The sequence below is a fragment of the Rathayibacter sp. AY1B6 genome (genome assembly GCF_002932755.1).
Lineage (GTDB): Bacteria > Actinomycetota > Actinomycetes > Actinomycetales > Microbacteriaceae > Rathayibacter.
The window spans coordinates 88,386-107,034 of record NZ_PSWL01000012.1 but is presented as its reverse complement, the minus strand read 5'-3'; the positions used below and the strand labels follow the sequence as shown (position 1 = coordinate 107,034).

Sequence of the window (18,649 nt, the reverse complement as noted above, 5' to 3'; positions counted from 1 at the left end):
CAGCGGGGGCGGGCGAATCGGGGCTCACGAAATCGATGTCTTCCGTCGGGGGCAGGGGACGAGCGGGCCTCCAGGGAGAGGCACCGCTCGGTTCCGTGAGCGCAGCCTGTGCGAACATCACGAATTCATAAAGGATAACCACGGCCGGCGGGATCCGGCCAGAGCCCGCCGCGCACAGGCGTGATCGGGGCACGGCACGCGGCGAGCCCCGACGGGATCCTGCGCCGATCCACCTGCCGACGCACGGAATCCGTGTCGGCTCGACGCGGGAGAGCGGTTACACCTCGTCCGCGCGCAAACGGCGCAGCAGATCCTCCAGCTCGGCGAAGAGGGGCTCCGGCGCCGCGATCAGCAGCCCGGAGCCGAAGGGGGCGCCGTCGAGTCCCGCGACCCGCGCGCCCGCCTCCTCGGCGATGAGGGCGCCGGCGGCGAGGTCCCACGGGTTCAGGCCGCGCTCGTAGTACGCGTTCAGCTGCCCGGTGGCCACCGAGCACAGGTCGAGCGCCGCCGAGCCGATGCGGCGGATGTCGCGGACCGAGCCCAGAAGCTCCTGCACCACGGCGCCCTGGCGCATCCGGCGGCCGGCGTCGTAGCCGAAGCCGGTGCCGACCAGCGCGAGCGAGAGGGAGGAGGGAGCCGAGACCTGCAGGGCGACGCCGTCCCGCTCGGCTCCCCCGCCTCGGCTGGCCGTGGTGACCTCGCCCGTCGCTCCGTTCACGACCGCTCCGGCGAGAGCGGTCCAGGTCGCGGGATCCGGCTCCCCCTCCACCACCGCGATGCTGACCGCGTAGGACGGGATGCCGTAGAGGTAGTTGACGGTCCCGTCGATCGGATCGACGACCCAGGTCAGGCCGCTCGTGCCGCCCCCCGAACCCGACTCCTCGCCGAGGAAGCCGTCGTCCGGTCGCGCCTCGGCCAGGCGCCGGCGGATCAGCTGCTCGACCTCCCGGTCCGCTGCTGTCACCACGTCCTCCGGGGACGACTTCGACGCGGCGATCTCGACACCGTCCTGCCGCCGCTGGCGGGCGAGGTGCGCCGCCTCGACGGCGATCGAGCGGGCGATGGCGAGGAGGGGGGCGTTGTCGCTCATGGCCCCAGCCTAGGGATCGGGCCCATCATGGGGGGATGAGCACCCCGATCGCCCTCACCGGAGCCACCGGAGCCGTGGGCGGCCGCGTCGCGCGCGAGCTCGCCGACGCCGGTCGCGCCCTCCGCCTGCTGGTCCGCGACCCGTCCCGCGCGCCCGAGCTCCCCGGGGCGGAGGTGGTGCGCTCCTCCTTCGCCGACGCGGGCGACTCGCTCGAGGGGGTGCGCCTCCTCCTGATGGTCTCCGCCTCCGAGAACGAGGAGCGCCGCGCCGAGCACCTCGCGTTCGTCGACGCGGCCGCCGCCGCGGGCGTCGAGCACGTCGTCTACACCTCCTTCGCCGGAGCCGCACCCGACGCGGTCTTCACCCTCGCCCGCGACCACGCGGCCACCGAGGACGCGATCCGCCGCTCCGGCATGGGCTGGACGTTCCTCCGCGACAACCTCTACCTCGACTTCCTGCCCGCGATGCTCGGCGAGGACGGCGCGATCCGCGGACCCGCGGGATCGGGCCGTGCCGCCGTCGTCGCGCGCGAGGACGTGGCCCGCTCGGCCGCCGCTGTCCTCCGGTCCCCCGCAGAGCACCGCGGAGCCGCCTACGAGCTGACCGGACCCGAAGCGCTCACCCTCGACGAGGTCGCGGCGACCCTGACGGCGGCAGGACGTCCCGCCGTGTTCGTCGACGAGACCCTCGAGGAGGCGTACGCCTCGCGCCGCCGCTGGAACGCGCCGGACTGGCAGCTGGACGCCTGGGTCAGCACCTACTCCGCGATCGCCGCCGGGCAGCTGGAGCACGTCTCGCGCGACGTCGAGCGGCTGACCGGACGGCCGCCGCTCTCCCTCGCGGGGTTCCTGGAGCAGGAGGCGCGGGGCTGAGGCGGCGGCGCAGGCCGAGGTGACGGCGCGCGGGGTGCGGCGGCAGGAAGGACCGCCCACCGAGGATCCGCCGGACCCGTGCTGCCCCGGACCGGTGCTGCCCCGACATGCGGAACGCCCCGCGCATCTGATGATGCCGGGGCGTCTGCTGGGTGCTCCTGCTCGGTGGCGAGTGAGGGATTCGAACCCCCGAAGGCTACGCCGTCTGATTTACAGTCAGATCCCTTTGGCCGCTAGGGTAACTCGCCGTGGCGCACCCGACCGCGTGTTCACAACCGGAGGCGCTCAGCAAGGATACCCACGCGACCGGCGGATCGGAAATCGGTGCCGCGAGGGCTCAGTCCGCCTCCGCCGCGTAGCGGGACGCCGCCTCCGCGACCTTCCCCGCATAGCTCCCGGCCGGGTTGTAGGCCGCGATCGCCGCCCGCCAGCCCGACTCCGTCGAGAGGTCGCCGCCGGCGTCGCAGAGGTACCGGGCGGCGGTCACCGCCTGCTGGTCCACGTTCTGCGGATCCCATCCGCTCGACGCCCACGCCATCCAGGTCGCCGGGATGATCTGCAGCGGACCCATCGCCCGGTCGACCTCGGCGTCGCCGTCCAGAGCCCCGCCGTCGTTGTCGGGGACCCGGTCGAAGCGCGTGCCGTCCAGGCGGGGGCCGTAGATCGGCTCCGTCGGCCGCCCGTCCTCGCCCAGCTCGCCGCCGTCGATCGTGCCGTGCCTGCTCTCGACGTAGCCGATGCCGGCCAGGGTCGCCCAGTCGAGGCGGCAGTCGGGGTCGACCGACGCCGTGAGGAGGGCCGTGCCCGCGTAGGCGGTGAGCGCGCGCAGCGGAATGCCGCTCCCCTCGGACGCCGTGCCCAGCCACGCCTCGTCGGCGAGCAGCCGCACGGGCGTCGCCGCGGCCTGCTCGGGATCCTCCAGCACGACGGGGTCGGCCGCGACGGGAGCGGTCGCCGCGGGAGGAACGGTGGACAGGCCCTCCTCGACCGTCAGCGCGGGCGGCCGCTGACCGCAGCCGGCGAGGAGGAGGCCTGCGAGCGGGACGAGGACGAGAACGGGGAGGCGGCGCACTCCTCAGAGGTACCAGCCGCGCCTGGGGCCGGGCTCCGCCACGCCTGAAAGCTAAACTCGGAGCCATGGCAGATTCAACGTTCGACGTCGTCAGCAAGATCGACAAGATGGAGGCGGACAACGCCCTGAACCAGGCCCACAAGGAGGTCGAGCAGCGCTACGACTTCAAGAACGTCGGCGCCTCGATCGCCTGGAGCGGCGAGAAGATCCTGATCAAGGCCAACACCGAGGAGCGGGCGAACGCCATCCTCGACGTCTTCCAGTCGAAGCTGATCAAGCGCGGCATCAGCCTCAAGAGCCTCGACGCGGGCGAGCCCTTCGCCTCCGGCAAGGAGTACCGGATCGAGGCCACCCTCAAGGAGGGCATCGACCAGGAGCACGCGAAGAAGATCAACAAGCTCATCCGCGACGAGGCCCCGAAATCGGTCAAGTCGCAGATCCAGGGCGACGAGCTCCGCGTGTCCTCGAAGAGCCGCGACGACCTCCAGGCGACCATGGCGCTCCTGCGCGGGGCCGACCTCGAGCTCGACCTCCAGTTCGTCAACTTCCGCTGAGGGATGGCGCACTCGGGAGCACGCGCGTGACCGCCGGCATCGACGAGCCCGACCGGCGGGGCCGCTCCGGACTCGACCGGGAGGGCCTCGACCTCGTCGGGAACCCCGACGTGGTCGTGAAGGAGGTCACCCTCCTCTCGAGCGACTGGTACGTCCTCCGCACCACTCGCTTCGACTACCGGCACCGCGACGGCAGCTGGACCACCGAGCAGCGCGAGACGTACGACCGGGGGAACGGTGCGGCGGTCCTGCTCTACGACGCCGAGGCGCGCACCGTCGTCCTGATCCGGCAGTTCCGCTACCCCGCGTACGTGAACGGCGACATCGACGGGATGCTCCTCGAAGTCCCCGCCGGCCTCCTGGACGAGGACGGGCCCGAGGAGGGCGCCCGCCGCGAGGCGTCCGAGGAGACGGGACTCGAGGTCGGCCGGCTCGAGCACGTGTTCGACGCGTTCATGAGCCCCGGCTCGGTCACCGAGAAGCTGCACTTCTACGCCGGGCGCTACCGCGCGGGCACGCGCAGCGGAGCATTCGCCGGACTCGCCGACGAGGGCGAGGACATCGAGGTCCTCGAGCTCTCGTTCGACGAGGCGCTGACCCAGATCGGCGTGCAGATCGTCGACGCGAAGACGATCATGCTCCTGCAGTGGGCGGCCCTGTCCGGCCCGTTCTCGCGCTGACCCTCGGGCGTCGCCGCTCCGGGTGCGTCAGCGCGCGTACTCGGCGAGGGCGCGTCCGGTCAGCGTGTCCGCCGCCGCGAGCCCGACCGGAGTCCCCTCGAAGACGATCGTCCCTCCGTCGTGCCCGGCACCGGGCCCCACGTCGATGATCCAGTCGGCGTGGGCCATCAGGGCGCGGTGGTGCTCGATCACCACGACGGAGTTCCCGGAGTCGACCAGCCGGTCGAGCAGGCCGAGCAGCGTGTCGACGTCCGCGAGGTGCAGACCCGTCGTCGGCTCGTCGAGCAGGTAGACGGATCCGGTCGAGGCCATGTTGATCGCGAGCTTGAGGCGCTGGCGCTCGCCCCCGGACAGCGTGTTCAACGGCTGTCCGAGGGTGAGGTAGCCGAGACCGACGTCGACGAGTCGGGCGAGCACCGTGTGCGCCGGTCCGGTCGCGAAGAACTCCGCGGCGTCGACGATCGGCATCGAGAGCACCTCGTGGATGTTCCTCCCGCGGAGGCGGTACTCGAGCACCTCCGCGGTGAACCGCTTGCCGTCGCACTCCTCGCAGACCGACGAGACGGTCGCGGCGGGGCCCAGCTCGGTGAAGATCATCCCGGCACCCTTGCAGACGGGGCAGGCGCCCGCCGAGTTGGCGCTGAAGAGCGCCGGTCGCACGCCGTTCGCCTTCGCGAAGGCCGCACGGATCGCATCGAGGACCCCGGTGTAGGTCGCCGGATTGCTGCGCCGCGAGCCGCGGATCGGCGACTGGTCGGCCACCACCACGCCGGGCCGACCCGCGAGCGAGCCGTGCAGGAGCGACGACTTGCCCGAGCCGGCGACTCCGGTGACGACGGTCAGCACGCCGAGCGGGACGTCCACGTCGACGCCACGGAGATTGTGCGTGGAGGCTCCGCGGATCTCGACCGCCCCGGTCGGACGGCGCACGGCGTCCTTCAGCGGGACACGGTGACCGAGATGGCGGCCCGTCAGAGTGTCGGACGTGCGCAGCTGCGCCACCGTCCCCTCGAACCGCAGCTCGCCGCCGTGCGCGCCGGCCCTCGGACCGAGATCGACCACGTGATCGGCGATCTCGATGATCTCCGGCTTGTGCTCGACGACCAGGACGGTGTTGCCCTTGTCCCGCAGGCGGCGCAGAAGCTCGATCATCCGCGAGACGTCGTGCGGATGCAGCCCCGCCGTCGGCTCGTCGAAGACGTACGTGACATCCGTGAGGCTCGACCCCAGATGCCGCACCATCTTGACCCGCTGCGCCTCACCGCCCGAGAGGGTGCCCGACTCCCGATCGAGCGACAGATAGCCGAGGCCGACCTGGACGAGGGCGTCGAGTGTCCCGAGGAGGGTCTCGACGATCGGAGCGACGGACGGCGCCTGCAGTCCACGGAGCCACGCGGCGAGGTCGGTCGCCTGCAGCGCGGCGCACTCGGCGATGTTCCACCCCTCGATGCGCGACTCCAACGCCGCCCGGGTGAGCCGTCCGCCTCCGCACTCGGGACAGGCGGCGAACGTGGCCACCCGCTCGGCGAAGGCGCGGATGTGCGGCTGCGCCGCCTCCTTCGCCAGGTAGAGGCGGGTGACCTTCACGAGGAGGCCCTCGTAGGTCATAGTCATCCCGGCGATGGCCATCTTGGTGGCGGGACGGTGGAGGAACGCGTCCATCTGCTCGGGCGTGAAGTCCGCGATCGGGACATCGGCCGGATACAGGCCCGACTCGGCGAGGCCCTTCCAGTACCAGCCGCCGACGACGAAGTTCGGGATCGCGTCGAGAGCACCGCCCTCGAGCGACTTCGAGCGGTCGATCAGCGCGTCGAGGTCGATGCTCGACACGCGGCCCGTCCCCTCGCACCGGGGGCACATCCCCTCCGGCAGGTTGAAGGAGAACGCACCGCTCGTGCCCGCGTGCGGGTCGCCGATCCGGCTGAAGAGGATCCGGAGCATCGTGTACGCGTCGGTCGCCGTGCCGACCGTGGACCGGCCGTTCGACCCCATCCGCTCCTGGTCGACGACGATCGTGGCCGACAGCCCGTCGAGCGACTCCACGTCCGGGCGGGCGGGCGACCCCATGAACTGCTGCACGAAGGCGGAGTAGGTCTCGTTGATGAGGCGCTGGGACTCGGCCGCGATGGTGCCGAAGACGAGAGACGACTTACCGGAGCCAGAGACCCCGGTGAACACGGTGATCCTCCGCTTCGGGATGTCGACGTCGACCCCCCGGAGATTGTTCTGGCGCGCACCGCGCACCCGGATGACGTCGTGGGGCGCGGGCGTGGTCATGCTGTCTCCGTCCAGAGCGGTGCCCGAAGCCTAGAGGAGGCGCGCGGCGTCCGCGCCGGAACGACGAACGGCCCTCCGAAGTGCACCGGAGGGCCGTTCGGAGAGCTCGCGTCAGAGCGCCGCCGGCTCCGCCCGCGAGATCGCGATCATGTCCTCACGGGGAACGACCTTCACACGCGCACGGCCCTCGGGCTCGCCCAGCGCCATCTCGTGCTCGTCCAGCCGGTGCCAGCCGTCGAGATCCGTGTAGGCGATCTCCCGCTCCTCGAGCAGCGCGACCACGGCAGCCTCCTCGGGGTGCTCGGGCGTCCACCACGACGCCTGATCGTTGAGCACGTGCGCGACCGTCTCCATTGCATCGGACTTGGTGTGCCCGATGAGGCCCACCGGTCCGCGCTTGATCCAGCCGGTCGCGTAGACGCCGTGGACCTGCTGGTCCTCGTCGTCCAGGACCTGGCCCTCACGGTTCGGGATCACGCCTCGCATCTCGTCGAACGGGAGGCCGTCGAGCGGTGAGCCGAAGTAGCCGACCGCGCGGTACACGGCCTGCACGGGGACCTCGCGGATCTCACCCGTGCCGCGCACTCCGCCCTCGCCGTCCGGCTCAGTGCGCTCGTACCGGATCGCGCCGACCCGACCGGATCCGTCGTCCACGAATTCGAGAGGCTTCGCCCAGAAGTGCAGGTGCAGGCGGCGCGAGGCGCCCCCGACCTCGCGGGTGCGCCACTGGTTGAGCACCCGGTTGATGACCATGACCTGCTTGTTGGTCGCGATGGCGGCCTCCGAAGCGGGATCGAGGTCGAAGTCCTCGTCGGCGACGATCATGTCCACGTCGCGCAGCTCGCCCAGCTCGCGCAGCTCCAGGGGAGTGAACTTCACCTGAGCGGGACCACGGCGCCCGAAGACGTGCACGTCGGTGACGGGAGACGCCTTGAGCCCCTCGTAGACGTTCGGCGGGACCTCGGTGGGCAGGAGGTCCTCGGCGTGCTTCGCCAGCATCCGCGAGACGTCGAGCGCCACGTTGCCGTTGCCGATGACGGCGACGGAGGAGGCCTCCAACGGCCAGGTTCGCGGCACGTCGGGGTGGCCGTCGAACCAGCTGACGAAGTCGGCCGCGCCGTAGGAGCCCTCGAGCTCGACGCCGGGGACGACGAGCGGAGCGTCGCGGACGGCGCCGGTCGCGAAGATCACGGCGTGGTAGTGCCGCTTGAGATCCTCGAGCGTGATGTCGGTCCCGAAGTGCACGTTGCCGAAGATACGGATGTCGCCCCGGTCGAGCACCTCCCGCAGCGCGGTGATGATCCCCTTGATGCGCGGGTGATCGGGCGCGACTCCGTAGCGGACCAGGCCGTAGGGAGCGGGCAGGTGCTCGAACAGATCGATCGAGACGTCGTACTTCTTCTCGGCCTTGATCATGAGGTCGGCGGCGTAGATGCCCGCGGGACCCGCGCCGACGATGGCCAGCCTGAGCTTGGTCATTGCGTTCCTCCTGCCGGGGCGCCGCAGCGCACAACCGGTCTCATTCCTGCGGCGCAGGGCGCGCCGCGACGATCGGGGTCAGCCGTTGCGCTCGACGACGGTGTCGGCGAAGCGCGTCAGCGCCTTGCGGACGGAGCCGTCGGGCAGCGGAGCGAGGGCGGCGACGGCCTCGTCGGCCCAGCGGTGGGCCTCGGAGAGGGTCTGCGCAGTGACGTCGTGATCGCGCAGCTGAGCGATGGCGTCCGAGATGTCGGCGCTCTGCTCCTCCGTGTGCGCGATGGCGTCGTTCGAACGGCTCACGTAGCTCTCGATGCGGGCGAGGAGAGCCGCCGCCTCCCTGTCTGACGAGGCGCGCTCCCGCAGACGCAGGATCGGCAGCGTCGACACACCGGCGCGGATGTCCGTGCCGGGGTTCTTGCCGGTCTCCTCCGGCTGGGGCGAGAGGTCGATGACGTCGTCGACGATCTGGAAGGCGACGCCGATCTTCTCGCCGAAGACGCGCATGGCCTCCTCGTACTCCTCCGGAGCCTCCGAGAACGCGACGCCCGTGCGGCCCGCCGCGGCGATCAGCGACCCGGTCTTGTCGGCCAGGACCGACAGGTAGTGCTCGACCGGGTCCTCGCCGTCGGTCGGGCCGACCGTCTCGTGCAGCTGCCCGAGGACGAGCCGCTCGAACGTGTCGGCCTGGAGCCGGATCGCCTTGTCGCCGAGCTCGACCATCAGCTGGTTCGCGCGGGCGAAGAGCAGATCGCCCGTCAAGATGGCCACGTTGTTGCCCCACACGGTCTGGGCCGACGGGACGCCGCGGCGCTTCTCCGCCTCGTCCATGACGTCGTCATGGTAGAGCGACGCGAGATGCGTGATCTCGATCGCCTGCGCACCGAGCAGGACCTGCGGCGTGTTGCCGCGGCCGAGCGACGCGGCCAGGAGGGTGAGCATCGGGCGGACGCGCTTCCCGCCCGCCTCGAGGAGGTACCGGGTGGAGACGTCGGCCACGGCGTCCGCGAAGGACAGCTGCCGGACGAGACCCTCCTCGACCTGCTCCAGTCCCGCGTCTATCGTGCGGGCGAGAGCCCGGTCCGACGAGGAGGAGAAGATGCGCTCGGAGAGGCCGAGCTGCGCCGTCAGAGACGGGCTGCGACGAGCGACGGGCGCAGTGGCGTTCACAGGGAGACCCTAACGTCTCGGCCTGTGCGGACCCCGGTGGTCATCGGGTCGCCGCGATCGGCTTGACGCCGCGGTGCAGCGCCACGATGCCCGCGGTCAGATCGCGGTAGGCCACGCGCTCGAAGCCCGCGGCGCGGAGCCAGGCGGCGACGACGCTCTGCGCCGGCCAGGCCCGGATGGAATCGCCGAGATAGTCGTACGCGGGATTGTTCGACGACGCGAGCCGCACGACGGCGGGCATGACGGTCGACAGGTAGAAGTCGTACGCGGCGGCCAGCGGGGCGATCGGCGGAGTCGAGAACTCGCAGATCACGACCCGGCCGCCCGGCTTCAGCACACGCAGGAACTCGGCGAGCGCCGTCCTGGGCTCGGCCACGTTGCGCAGACCGAACGAGATGGTCACGGCGTCGAACGACTCGTCCTCGAACGGGAGGTCCATCGCGTCGGCCTGGACGAACTCGATCCGGTCGTTGCCCGCCTGACGGCGACGGCCGACGGCGATCATCCCCGGGGAGAAGTCGGCTGCGACGACCTGGGCACCCGACCGCGCCAGCGACGCGCTCGACGTGCCGGTGCCGGCCGCGATGTCGAGGATGCGCTCACCGGGAGCAGGGTTCACGGCGCGAGTCGTCGCGATCCGCCAGAGCCGGTCGTTCCCCACCGAGAGGAGTCCGTTCACCAGGTCGTAGGCGGGAGCCACGGTGTCGAACATCGAGGCGACCTCGTCGGGCCGTTTGGTGAGGTCTGCCTTCGTCACGATCCGCAAGTCTACGGCGAGACGCGGGACGGCGGCTGTGCATCCGCCGTCCCGCGCCCGGTCGGCGCGCTCCCCCTGGGGAAGCGCCGGGGCCGCCCCGCTCCGCCTCGCGCGGCGGCCCCGGACCGGATCACGGTAGCAACGGAGCCCTGCGCCCCGAGCCCCGCGGCGTGGGACGTCCCACCTTCTGGCGCGGGCGTACCCTGCTGAGGTGACGCTCATCGGCGCTGGAACCCCCCTGCTGCGTGCGGAGACGACTCCTCTGGACTCTCCGCAGTCGCTCCTCTCCCACTCCGACCCGCGACGGCCCCTCCTCTGGCAGCGCGACGGCGCCGGCCTCAGCGGACGCGGCGAGGCCCTGCGGCTCGAGTTCTCGGGGCCGGAACGGCTGCGGGACGCGGCGGCGGCGTGGCGTCGGCTCTGCGACGCGGCGACGGTGGACGACCGGGTCGGACTGCCCGGGACGGGGCTGGTCGCGTTCGGGACCTTCGCTTTCTCGAGCCGATCCGAGGCGACGAGCGTGCTGATCGTGCCGCGGACCGTGATCGGGACGCGCGACGGCCGGTCGTGGCTGACGCGGATCACGATCGGCGAGTCGGAGGGACCGGGGACGCCGGGCGAGGAGCCGCTGGGAGCGGAGTACCACGTGCCGCTCTCGCCGGGTGCTCTGTCGCCGGACGGGTACCGCGAGGCGGTGGCCGCAGGCGTGGAGGCGATCCGGGCGGGAAAGCTGTCCAAGGTCGTGATCGCGCGCGATCTGCAGGGGCGGCTTCCTCCGGGCGCGGACCTGCGTCGGATGCTGGGTGCGCTCACCGAGCGCTACCCGGACTGCTGGGGCTTCGCCGTGGACGGATTCCTCGGCGCCAGTCCGGAGACGCTGGTCGCGGTCGATCGGGGCGAGATCTCGGCGAGGGTGCTCGCGGGCACAGCTGCCCGAGGAGAGGACCCGCTCGCCGACGCCCAGGTGGAGACCGCTCTGCTCGCGAGCCCGAAGGACCGCTCGGAGCACGCTTTCGCTCTCGCCAGCCTGGTCCGGGAGCTCGAGCCCCACACGCGGAAGCTGACGGCCGGCGTCGCCCCGTTCACGCTCCGCCTGCCGAACCTCTGGCACCTCGCGACGGACGTGCGAGGGATTCTGGACGACTCCTCCAGCGCGCTCGATCTCGTCGACGCTCTGCATCCGACCGCGGCAGTGGCCGGCACTCCGACAGCCGACGCCCTCGCGCTCATCGAGCACCTGGAGCCCTTCGACCGCGGTCGGTACGCAGGACCCGTCGGCTGGATCGACGGCAACGGTGACGGCGAGTGGGCCGTCGGCCTCCGGAGCGCCGAGGTCACGGCCGAGGGCGCGGTCACGGCCTGGGCGGGCGCCGGCATCGTGGCCGACAGCGTGCCCGACTCCGAGCTCGCCGAGACCCGGATGAAGTTCCGGCCGATCACCGACGCGCTCGCCTGACGTCCGTCGGGAGTCGCTGACGCCGTCGACCACCCGGCCGCTGTCCCGCCGCTGCCTAGCCCGCCGGGTCTCCGTCGAGCCGGGGCACGACCGGCCGTCGTCCTGCGCCCTCCGGCGGACGCCCGGGCAGCGCCGGCGGTCGGGTCGTCACGCGTCGGCCCGTCGGTGTGGTCCAGTCCGCTGTGCCGTCCGGATGGAGCAGATACGTCCACCGGTCGCCGTGGCGCACGTGGTGGTGGGCGACGCACAGTGAGGCGAGGTTCTCGGGTGCCGTCTCTCCCCCGTTGCGCCATTCGACGCTGTGGTCGATCTCCGTCGAGGACGCCGGCCGGGTGCAGCCCGGGAAGCGGCAGGTCTGGTCGCGGAGGCGGACCAGCAGCCTCATTCTCGGCGGCGGGAGGCGGTGGCGGCGCCCGACGGAGACGACCGCTCCGGTCTCCTCGTCGGTCAGCACCGGGGTGAAGGCGGCGTCGTCGTCGATCAGCGCTCGCATCGCCTCGGCGGGGATCGGCCCGTAGCCGTCGAGTTCAGCGGCCGCCTCGTCGTCGCCCGCGGCGGTGCTCGCCGCTACGGTGACTCTCACCTCGGCCCGCGGCCCCGTCGAGGGCGCCGCGGCTCCCTCCGGAGTGGTCCCCGCCACGTCCCCGTGGCAGAGCAGGTCGGTCCACGCGTCGGCGCGGAGCTGCGCCAGCGTCCGCAGATCGCGCTCCCCTTCGCCGCCGTCGCGCAGATCCCTCGCGATGCGGTCGAGCCGGGCGAGTGCTCCGACGGCCTGAGGCGCGGGGACGTGCGCGCAGACCGTCGCCATGCCGTCGATCCCGGCCGTCAGCCACACCCGGCGGTCCTCCCGGGCGCGAGCGTGTCGCTCCATGAGGGGTTCGTCGTGCAGCTCCTCCCGCACCCGCGCGAGGGCGTGGCGCAGCTGCCCCGGGGTCAGCGTCTCGGCGAGGTCGACGGCCCGGTCGTCGTAGGCCGCGCGCGCCGCTGCCGGGAGGGTCGCCGCGACGGAGCAGATGAGCTGGCCGGCCTCCCAGCGCATCCTGGCGTGGGCGAGCGCGGCACGGGTCCGCGGCAGCTCCTCCATCAGGAGCGAGGCGTGCAGCAGCTCCCTGGCGGCGGTGCGCTCGGAGATCCCGAGGGCGACGGCGAATTCGGCTCGGATCGACCGGTCGACGAGGTCCGTCGCATCCTCGTCGCGCGCCGAGGAGCCTCGGGCGAACGCCTCGGGACAGGTCAGTGCTGTGCGGTGTCCCGCGTGCAGCGCCTCCGCGGCGGACAGGAGCACCGGGGAGGCGCTCCTCGCGAGCGCCGCCGCCCGGTCGCCGAGGGCGAGGACTTCTCCTCGCACGGTCTCCGCATCAGCCATGCCTCCAGCGAAGCAGCAGCAGACGGGCTCCGGAGCTCGAACGAGGCGTCCCGGGGAGAACGCCGCTCGAGGACGACCTGTGGAGGACCGTCCGACCGGACCCGTGCGGACTCAGCGCTCGAGCCGGATCTCCACGATGCCCGGCCCGTCCCCCGGCGAGGTCAGCGCCTGCTCCAGCTCGCCGCGCGTCGCCGCACGGCGATGGCCCCACCCGTAGGCGCGCGCGAGAGCCTCCAGGTCGGCGTTCTGCGGAGTGAACTGCACGCGGTCGAACGCGTCGGGATGCGAGCTCGACGCGACCTCGAGCCCGTCGAAGATCGTGCCGCCCCCGTCGTTCACCACGACGAGCTGCACGCGCGGTCGCCGCTCACCGGGCGGGAGGAGGAGGCCGCCGGCCTCGTGGAGCAGAGTGAGGTCGCCGAGGACCGCGCGGGTGACGCCGCCCGCTCCCTGCTCGGTGGCCTGCGAGGCCACCGCGATGCCGAGCGCGGTCGAGATCGTGCCGTCGATGCCGGCGAGGCCGCGGTTCGCCAGAACGGAGATGCGCTTGCCCGGCAGAGTCCCGTCGGCGACGCGGATCAGTCGCGAGGCTCCGAACAGGAGCCGGTCGTGCGGCCAGGTCACCTTCCAGACCGCGGCGACGACGAACTCCCGGGTGAGCGGTGCCCTGATCGCGGCGAGGGCGTTGCGCGCGTAGCCGCGGCGGTCCTCGACCGACATCGACCCCGCGTCGGGGACCTCGTCCAGCTCGTCGGGATCGACCGTCAGGGCGCGGCTCGCGGACACCCAGGATCCGGCCCAGGCGCGCTCGCCGCGCTCGGGACGCGGCGACCCCTCGGGGCGGACCACGTCGACGCCTCCGACGCGTCGGGCGCGCCGGCCGGGGTTGTAGAACTGCTCGCGCACGGGGTCGACGACGATCACCTCGACTCCCTCGCGCCGCAGCAGCTCGGGGACCTCGCGGGAGAGCGTCGGGTGGCCGAGCACGATCGCCCGGCGGATGCGTCCACCGAAGTCCGGCTCGCCGAGCAGGCGCCGCCAGGCGACGACGAGCTGCGGCCCGAAGCGGGCGCCGGAGGAGACCTCGGCCAGCAGCGGCCAGTCTCCCGCGCGCGCGACTTCCTCGGCCTCCGCGCCCGCCTTGTCGCCGGCGATGACGACAGTGAACGGCTCACCCGGCCCGGCGGTCACGACGGCACGCGGGATCCCGGATCCGATCGCGGGCGACGAGACCGGTTCGATCCGCTCGATGTCCGGCAGAGCGGAGGAGAGCGGATCGCGGAAGGCGAGATTGAGGTGGACCGGCCCGCGTCGCGCGGCGGCGACGGCCCGATCGGCGAGCGCCCGCGCGTCCTCGGGCCGGGAGCCGTCGTCCGGAGCCGCCACGTCCTCGAACAGGCGCACGGCACGCCCGTACAGCTCGCGCTGCTCGGCCGTCTGGTTGGAGCGGATGCCGCGCAGCTCGTCGGGACGGTCGGCCGTGAGGACGATCATCGGCACGTCCGAGGCGTCCGCTTCGAGCACGGCCGGGTGCAGGTTCGCGGTCGCCGTGCCGGAGGTCGTGATCACGAGCGCCGGCATCCGGGATTCGAGGGCGAGGCCCAGCGCCAGGAACCCGGCGGAGCGCTCGTCGATCCGCACGTGCAGCCGGACGTCGCCGCGGGTCTCGAGCTCTGCCGCCACCAGGGCGAGCGCCTGCGAGCGGGAGCCCGGAGCGACGACGACGTCGCGGACGCCGAGCGCGACGAAGTGGGCGAGGAGGTCGACCGCGAATCGGGTGGAGGGGGCGACCGGCCTGTGCTCAGGCATCCCGGCGGCCGGGGCCGTCGGCCTCGCCCTGCTCGTCCATGTCGGCGAGGTCGCGCTCGAGCTGGGCGATGCGCTCGGCCTGCAGGCGCTCCTCCTCGGGGTCGCGCTCGGTGCGGAGCGTGCCGAGGAAGTCGGGGTCGTCATCCGGAGCGGTGTAGCGGCGGCCGGCGGCGCGCTGCTTGCGGGGCCGGCCGATCCAGAACCACAGTCCCGCACCGATGACGGGGAGGATGAGCACCACCAGGAGCCAGGACCACTTGGGGATCGCACGCACGGCGTGACGGTTGCTCATCGCGACGTCGATCACGGTGTAGACCGTGAAGACGGCGAGGGCCACGAGCAGGCCGATGACGAGGCGGATCATGGACACGAGTCTACGTCCGGCACCCTCGTCCGGGAGGGTCCGCACGGACGCTGGACAGGAGGCTCCCACGGTGCTCACGGAAGCGCGTGCAGGGGCCGACGTACACTGTCCCGGTGAAACTGAGCCGCGCGGTCGTCGTCTACTCGCTCCTGCGCCTGGCCATGTTCGCCGGCGTCTTCGTGCTGGTGTACCTGCCGGCGCGCACCTTCGTCGACTCGGAGCTGACGGCCGCGGTCACCGCTGGCTTCGTCGCCGCGATCGCGAGCCTGTCCCTCTCGTACATCCTGCTGAGGAGGCCCCGTGAGCGCATCGCGGAGGCGATCTACGAGCGGCGCAAGGACGTCCCGCGCGCCCCGACCGACGACGACGTCGAGGACGCCGCGGTCGACGCGACCCGCGACGAGCGCTGAGCTCCCGTCCTCGATCACGGGCGGACCGCCGGCGAGCGCTTCCCGGGGACCCCCGGCCGGCGAGCACCCCGTCCCGGGCACGGACCGACACCCGCACCCCGCCCTCGGCCGCGGACCGGCGCCGGCACCCTTCCGCCGCTCTAGAACGCCAGCGCCGCCCCGAGGATGACCGCGTAGGCGAGCCCGCCGAGGCTCGTCAGCTGCAGTGCCAGGATGAGCTCCTTCGCCGTCTTCGCCGTCAGAGTGATCAGGATGGCCGGCAGGATCATCAGCAGCACGAAGAGCGTCAGCCACGCCAGCGGGTAGAACAGCGCGAGGATCACCGCGATGCCGAACGGGATCAGCACGAAGCCCGTGTAGATCGCCCGGGACACGGCCGGTCCCGCGAGGACCGCGAGGGTCCGCTTGCCCGAGAGGCGGTCGGTCGGGATGTCGCGGATGTTGTTGACCATGAGCACGGCGCAGGCGAACAGGCCCGCCGCCACGGCGCCGAGCCACGACTCCTGGTTGGTGCGGCCGATCTGCACGAACGTGGTGCCGACGGTGGCGACCAGGCCGAAGAACACGAAGACGAAGAGCTCGCCGAGCCCGAGGTAGCCGTAGGGGCGGCGTCCGCCGGTGTAGAACCAGCCGGCAGCGATCGCCGCCGCGCCGACGATCAGGAACCACCACTGCCCCGAGAGGGCGGTGAGCACGAGGCCGGCGACGGCCGCGATCCCGAAGAAGGCCAGGGCGACGGTGAGCACGTGACGGGGCTTCGCCGCTCCGGAGCCGGTCAGCCGCGAGGGTCCGACGCGGTTGGCGTCGGTGCCGCGCACGCCGTCGGAGTAGTCGTTGGCGTAGTTGACGGCGATCTGCAGGGCGAGCGAGACGGCCAGGCAGAGCAGGGCGCGCACCCAGTGCCAGCCCTCGTCGACGACCTGGGTCGCTCCGGTGCCGATGAGCACGGGGGCGACGGCCAGCGGGAGGGTGCGGAGGCGGGCGCCGGCGATCCACTCGCGGGGACCGGCGGGCTTCACGACGACCGCTCGCGGGCTGCCCCCGGGGCGGCCGCTGGAGGACTTCTTCTTGCGACTCGTACTCGACACGGAGGGAATCCTACCCACCGGCCCGTCGACGCTCGGAGCCGGTCAGCCCTGCGCGGCGAGCACCTCGAGGGCGCGGCGGTCGGGCTTCCCGGAGGCGAGGAGGGGGATCCGGGCGACCGGAAGCACGGCCGCGGGAGCGCCGGCGCGCCCGAGGCGGTCGGCGATCAGGGCGCGCAGGTCCGCGAGCGCGGGAGCCTCCTCCGCCGTGACGACGACCGGGACCTCGCCCCACTGCTCGTCCGCCCGCCGCACGACGACCGCGTCGGGGACGGTCCCCTCGCGGAGCACGGCCTCGACGGCGTCGAGCGAGACCTTCTCTCCGCCCGACACGATCACGCGGTCCAGCCGGCCGGTCACCCGGAGGCGCCCGTCGACGACGGTGCCCGCGTCGCCGGTGCGGTACCAGCGCTCCCCGTCGAGCTCGAGGAAGGCGGAGGCGCTGCGCTCGTGGTCGATCGCGCCGTCGGCGTCGAGGTAGCCAACCGCGAGGGTCGGGCCGCCGAGCAGCACCTGGCCGTCCTCGACGCGCATCCGCACGTCGTGGAGCGGGACGCCGTCGTAGACGCAGCCGCCGGACGTCTCGCTCGAACCGTAGGTCAGGCGGATGCGCACGCCGAGGGCCGCGGCGCGGTCCCGCAGCGGCTGCGGCGTCGCCTGGCCGCCGATCAGGAGGGCGTCGAACGAGCGGAGCGCCTCGGCCGCGGAACGATCGCGCTCGGCGAGGTCCAGCAGCCGCGCGAGCTGGACCGGGACCAGCGAGGAGTACCGTCGCTCCCCCGCCGGCATCGTCCGAGCGAGAGCGAGGAAGGCGGCCGCGTCGAAGCCGCCGGCCGGGAGGACCACCGGGTCGGCCTCCGCCGTCAGCGACCGGACGAGGACCTGCAGGCCCGCGACGTAGTGCGTCGGCAGGCAGAGCAGCCAGCGTCCCGGCCCGCCCAGCTCGGCGAGGGTCGCGGAGGCGCTGGTGAGCAGGGCCGCTGTCGAGAGCGCGACCCGCTTGGGCGGCCCCGACGAGCCCGAGGTCTCGACGACAGCGGCGACGCGCTGCGGCACGACGGCGTCATCGGAGGCCGTCGCAGCACCGGGGGCGGACACGCGGATCGCCGGGCCGCTGCCGTCCAGGGCCGCGCGCAGAGCGAGGAGGACGGCCTCGACCGTCGCGTCGACACCGGCGAGCGGGCGGGTCACCTCGACGCCGTCCTGCTCAGAACTGCCACGGGAACGGCGACCAGTCGGGCTCGCGCTTCTCGAGGAAGGAGTCGCGTCCCTCGACGGCCTCGTCGGTGCCGTAGGCGAGGCGCGTGGTCTCGCCCGCGAAGAGCTGCTGACCCACGAGCCCGTCGTCCACGGCGTTGAACGCGTACTTCAGCATCCGGATGGCCGTGGGCGACTTGGTGAGGATCGTCTCGGCCCACTCCACCGCGGTCGTCTCGAGCTCGGCGTGCGGTACGACCGCGTTCACGGCGCCCATCTCGTAGGCGCGCTGCGCGGAGTACTCCCGAGCGAGGAAGAACACCTCTCGCGCGGCCTTCTGCCCGATCTGGCGGGCGAAGTACGCGGAGCCGTAGCCCGCGTCGAAGGAGCCGACGTCGGCGTCCGTCTGCTTGAAGCGCCCGTGCTCGGCGGAGGCGAGGGTGAGGTCGCAGACCACGTGCAGCGAGTGCCCGCCTCCCGCGGCCCAGCCGGGGACGGCCGCGATGACGACCTTCGGCATGAAGCGGATGAGGCGCTGCACCTCGAGGATGTGCAGGCGGCCGTTCCGGGCGGAGTCGATGCCCTCGGCGGTCTCGCCGTCCGAGTACCGGTAGCCGTCGCGGCCGCGGATCCGCTGGTCGCCGCCGGAGCAGAACGCCCAGCCTCCATCGCGCGGGCTCGGGCCGTTGCCGGTCAGGACGACGACGCCGATGCGCGGGTTCGTGCGGGCGTCCTCGAGGGCGCGGAACAGCTCGTCGACCGTGCGCGGCCGGAACGCGTTGCGGACCTCGGGCCGGTCGAACGCGACCCGCGCGATGCGGCCGGAGCGGTCGTGGTGGTAGGTGATGTCCTCGAGTGCGTCGAAGCCGTCGACGGCCGCCCAGCGGTGCGCGTCGAACAGTTCGGAGACCTGCGTGCTCATGCCACGACCCTACTGATCCGGACTGCACGGCGGCTCGACACCGTCCGGGCAGACGGAAGGGGACCCCGCTCCCGCGGAGTCCCCTTGCCGGT

17 protein-coding genes and 1 tRNA gene are annotated in these 18,649 nt (G+C 72.6%); 5 read left to right on the top strand and 13 right to left on the bottom strand.

Annotation, left to right across the window (positions count from 1 at the left end):
* Nucleotides 1-277: 277 nt before the first annotated feature.
* Complete coding sequence (locus C5D08_RS08510; protein WP_104276660.1) at nt 278-1,090, bottom strand: inositol monophosphatase family protein; 813 nt, start codon at nt 1,088-1,090, stop codon at nt 278-280.
* Nucleotides 1,091-1,125: 35 nt separating this feature from the next.
* Here C5D08_RS08510 and C5D08_RS08505 point away from each other — a divergent pair, with 35 nt between their 5' ends.
* Nucleotides 1,126-1,962: an SDR family oxidoreductase gene (locus tag C5D08_RS08505; protein ID WP_104276659.1), complete on the top strand. Its 837-nt coding sequence runs from the start codon at nt 1,126-1,128 to the stop codon at nt 1,960-1,962.
* 166 nt (nt 1,963-2,128) lie between these two features.
* Here the strand turns inward: C5D08_RS08505 and C5D08_RS08500 are convergent.
* Nucleotides 2,129-2,210 (bottom strand) — tRNA-Tyr (locus tag C5D08_RS08500).
* A gap of 89 nt (nt 2,211-2,299) precedes the next feature.
* Nucleotides 2,300-3,034, bottom strand: coding sequence for a hypothetical protein (locus C5D08_RS08495; RefSeq protein WP_104247936.1), 735 nt, complete (start codon nt 3,032-3,034; stop codon nt 2,300-2,302).
* 65 nt (nt 3,035-3,099) lie between these two features.
* Here C5D08_RS08495 and C5D08_RS08490 point away from each other — a divergent pair, with 65 nt between their 5' ends.
* Both C5D08_RS08490 and C5D08_RS08485 read left to right on the top strand, forming a co-directional pair.
* Complete coding sequence (locus C5D08_RS08490) at nt 3,100-3,588, top strand: YajQ family cyclic di-GMP-binding protein (RefSeq protein WP_104223606.1); 489 nt, start codon at nt 3,100-3,102, stop codon at nt 3,586-3,588.
* A 26-nt stretch (nt 3,589-3,614) separates the two neighbouring features.
* Nucleotides 3,615-4,268, top strand: a complete 654-nt coding sequence (locus tag C5D08_RS08485; RefSeq protein ID WP_104276658.1) for an NUDIX domain-containing protein — start codon at nt 3,615-3,617, stop codon at nt 4,266-4,268.
* A gap of 27 nt (nt 4,269-4,295) precedes the next feature.
* Here the strand turns inward: C5D08_RS08485 and C5D08_RS08480 are convergent, their stop codons facing one another.
* The 4 genes from C5D08_RS08480 to ubiE all read right to left on the bottom strand — a co-directional run bounded on the left by C5D08_RS08480 (nt 4,296) and on the right by ubiE (nt 9,948).
* Nucleotides 4,296-6,545, bottom strand: a complete 2,250-nt coding sequence (locus C5D08_RS08480; protein ID WP_104276657.1) for an excinuclease ABC subunit UvrA — start codon at nt 6,543-6,545, stop codon at nt 4,296-4,298.
* Nucleotides 6,546-6,656: 111 nt separating this feature from the next.
* Nucleotides 6,657-8,024 carry an FAD-dependent oxidoreductase gene (locus C5D08_RS08475; protein ID WP_104276656.1) on the bottom strand — a complete coding sequence of 456 codons (1,368 nt, stop codon included), beginning with the start codon at nt 8,022-8,024 and terminating at the stop codon, nt 6,657-6,659.
* A 78-nt stretch (nt 8,025-8,102) separates the two neighbouring features.
* Nucleotides 8,103-9,191 carry a polyprenyl synthetase family protein gene (locus tag C5D08_RS08470; RefSeq protein WP_104276655.1) on the bottom strand — a complete coding sequence of 363 codons (1,089 nt, stop codon included), beginning with the start codon at nt 9,189-9,191 and terminating at the stop codon, nt 8,103-8,105.
* Nucleotides 9,192-9,231: 40 nt separating this feature from the next.
* Nucleotides 9,232-9,948 carry a bifunctional demethylmenaquinone methyltransferase/2-methoxy-6-polyprenyl-1,4-benzoquinol methylase UbiE gene (gene ubiE / locus C5D08_RS08465; protein ID WP_258065067.1) on the bottom strand — a complete coding sequence of 239 codons (717 nt, stop codon included), beginning with the start codon at nt 9,946-9,948 and terminating at the stop codon, nt 9,232-9,234.
* 211 nt (nt 9,949-10,159) lie between these two features.
* On the opposite strand from ubiE, the gene C5D08_RS08460 reads away from it, so the two are divergent.
* Nucleotides 10,160-11,404, top strand: coding sequence for an isochorismate synthase MenF (locus C5D08_RS08460; protein ID WP_374953940.1), 1,245 nt, complete (start codon nt 10,160-10,162; stop codon nt 11,402-11,404).
* A 55-nt stretch (nt 11,405-11,459) separates the two neighbouring features.
* Here C5D08_RS08460 and C5D08_RS08455 read toward each other — a convergent pair whose 3' ends face one another.
* From C5D08_RS08455 to C5D08_RS08445, 3 genes are all read right to left on the bottom strand, one after another.
* A complete protein-coding gene (locus C5D08_RS08455; RefSeq protein WP_104276654.1) occupies nt 11,460-12,770 on the bottom strand; it encodes an HNH endonuclease signature motif containing protein in 1,311 nt (436 codons plus the stop codon).
* A 111-nt stretch (nt 12,771-12,881) separates the two neighbouring features.
* Nucleotides 12,882-14,579, bottom strand: a complete 1,698-nt coding sequence (menD, locus tag C5D08_RS08450; protein WP_104276653.1) for a 2-succinyl-5-enolpyruvyl-6-hydroxy-3-cyclohexene-1-carboxylic-acid synthase — start codon at nt 14,577-14,579, stop codon at nt 12,882-12,884.
* Nucleotides 14,572-14,943, bottom strand: coding sequence for a PLD nuclease N-terminal domain-containing protein (locus C5D08_RS08445; RefSeq protein ID WP_104225908.1), 372 nt, complete (start codon nt 14,941-14,943; stop codon nt 14,572-14,574). Before C5D08_RS08445 ends, menD begins: the two co-directional genes overlap by 8 nt.
* Before the next feature lie 113 nt (nt 14,944-15,056).
* Between C5D08_RS08445 and C5D08_RS08440 the strand changes: the two genes are divergently transcribed.
* Entirely contained in the window at nt 15,057-15,353 is a 297-nt protein-coding gene (locus tag C5D08_RS08440; protein WP_146086062.1) for a DUF4229 domain-containing protein, read from the top strand.
* A 140-nt stretch (nt 15,354-15,493) separates the two neighbouring features.
* Here the strand turns inward: C5D08_RS08440 and C5D08_RS08435 are convergent, their stop codons facing one another.
* Genes C5D08_RS08435 through C5D08_RS08425 form a run of 3 tightly spaced genes read right to left on the bottom strand, consistent with a single transcriptional unit; the run spans nt 15,494 to nt 18,557 of the window.
* Entirely contained in the window at nt 15,494-16,441 is a 948-nt protein-coding gene (locus tag C5D08_RS08435) for a 1,4-dihydroxy-2-naphthoate polyprenyltransferase (RefSeq protein ID WP_374953939.1), read from the bottom strand.
* Between the two features lie 42 nt (nt 16,442-16,483).
* Entirely contained in the window at nt 16,484-17,629 is a 1,146-nt protein-coding gene (locus tag C5D08_RS08430) for an AMP-binding protein (RefSeq protein WP_181110029.1), read from the bottom strand.
* Between the two features lie 16 nt (nt 17,630-17,645).
* On the bottom strand, nt 17,646-18,557 hold the full coding sequence (locus C5D08_RS08425; RefSeq protein WP_104276650.1) for a 1,4-dihydroxy-2-naphthoyl-CoA synthase: 912 nt from the start codon (nt 18,555-18,557) through the stop codon (nt 17,646-17,648).
* Nucleotides 18,558-18,649 lie beyond the last annotated feature (92 nt).

Coding starts and splice junctions, on each gene's coding strand:
- C5D08_RS08445 (WP_104225908.1), bottom strand. CDS start 14,943: ATGATCCGCCTCGTCATCGGCCTGCTCGTGGCCCTCGCCGTCTTCACG.
- C5D08_RS08505 (WP_104276659.1), top strand. CDS start 1,126: ATGAGCACCCCGATCGCCCTCACCGGAGCCACCGGAGCCGTGGGCGGC.
- menD (WP_104276653.1), bottom strand. CDS start 14,579: ATGCCTGAGCACAGGCCGGTCGCCCCCTCCACCCGATTCGCGGTCGAC.
- C5D08_RS08455 (WP_104276654.1), bottom strand. CDS start 12,770: ATGGCTGATGCGGAGACCGTGCGAGGAGAAGTCCTCGCCCTCGGCGAC.
- C5D08_RS08510 (WP_104276660.1), bottom strand. CDS start 1,090: ATGAGCGACAACGCCCCCCTCCTCGCCATCGCCCGCTCGATCGCCGTC.
- C5D08_RS08425 (WP_104276650.1), bottom strand. CDS start 18,557: ATGAGCACGCAGGTCTCCGAACTGTTCGACGCGCACCGCTGGGCGGCC.
- C5D08_RS08490 (WP_104223606.1), top strand. CDS start 3,100: ATGGCAGATTCAACGTTCGACGTCGTCAGCAAGATCGACAAGATGGAG.
- C5D08_RS08475 (WP_104276656.1), bottom strand. CDS start 8,024: ATGACCAAGCTCAGGCTGGCCATCGTCGGCGCGGGTCCCGCGGGCATC.
- C5D08_RS08480 (WP_104276657.1), bottom strand. CDS start 6,545: ATGACCACGCCCGCGCCCCACGACGTCATCCGGGTGCGCGGTGCGCGC.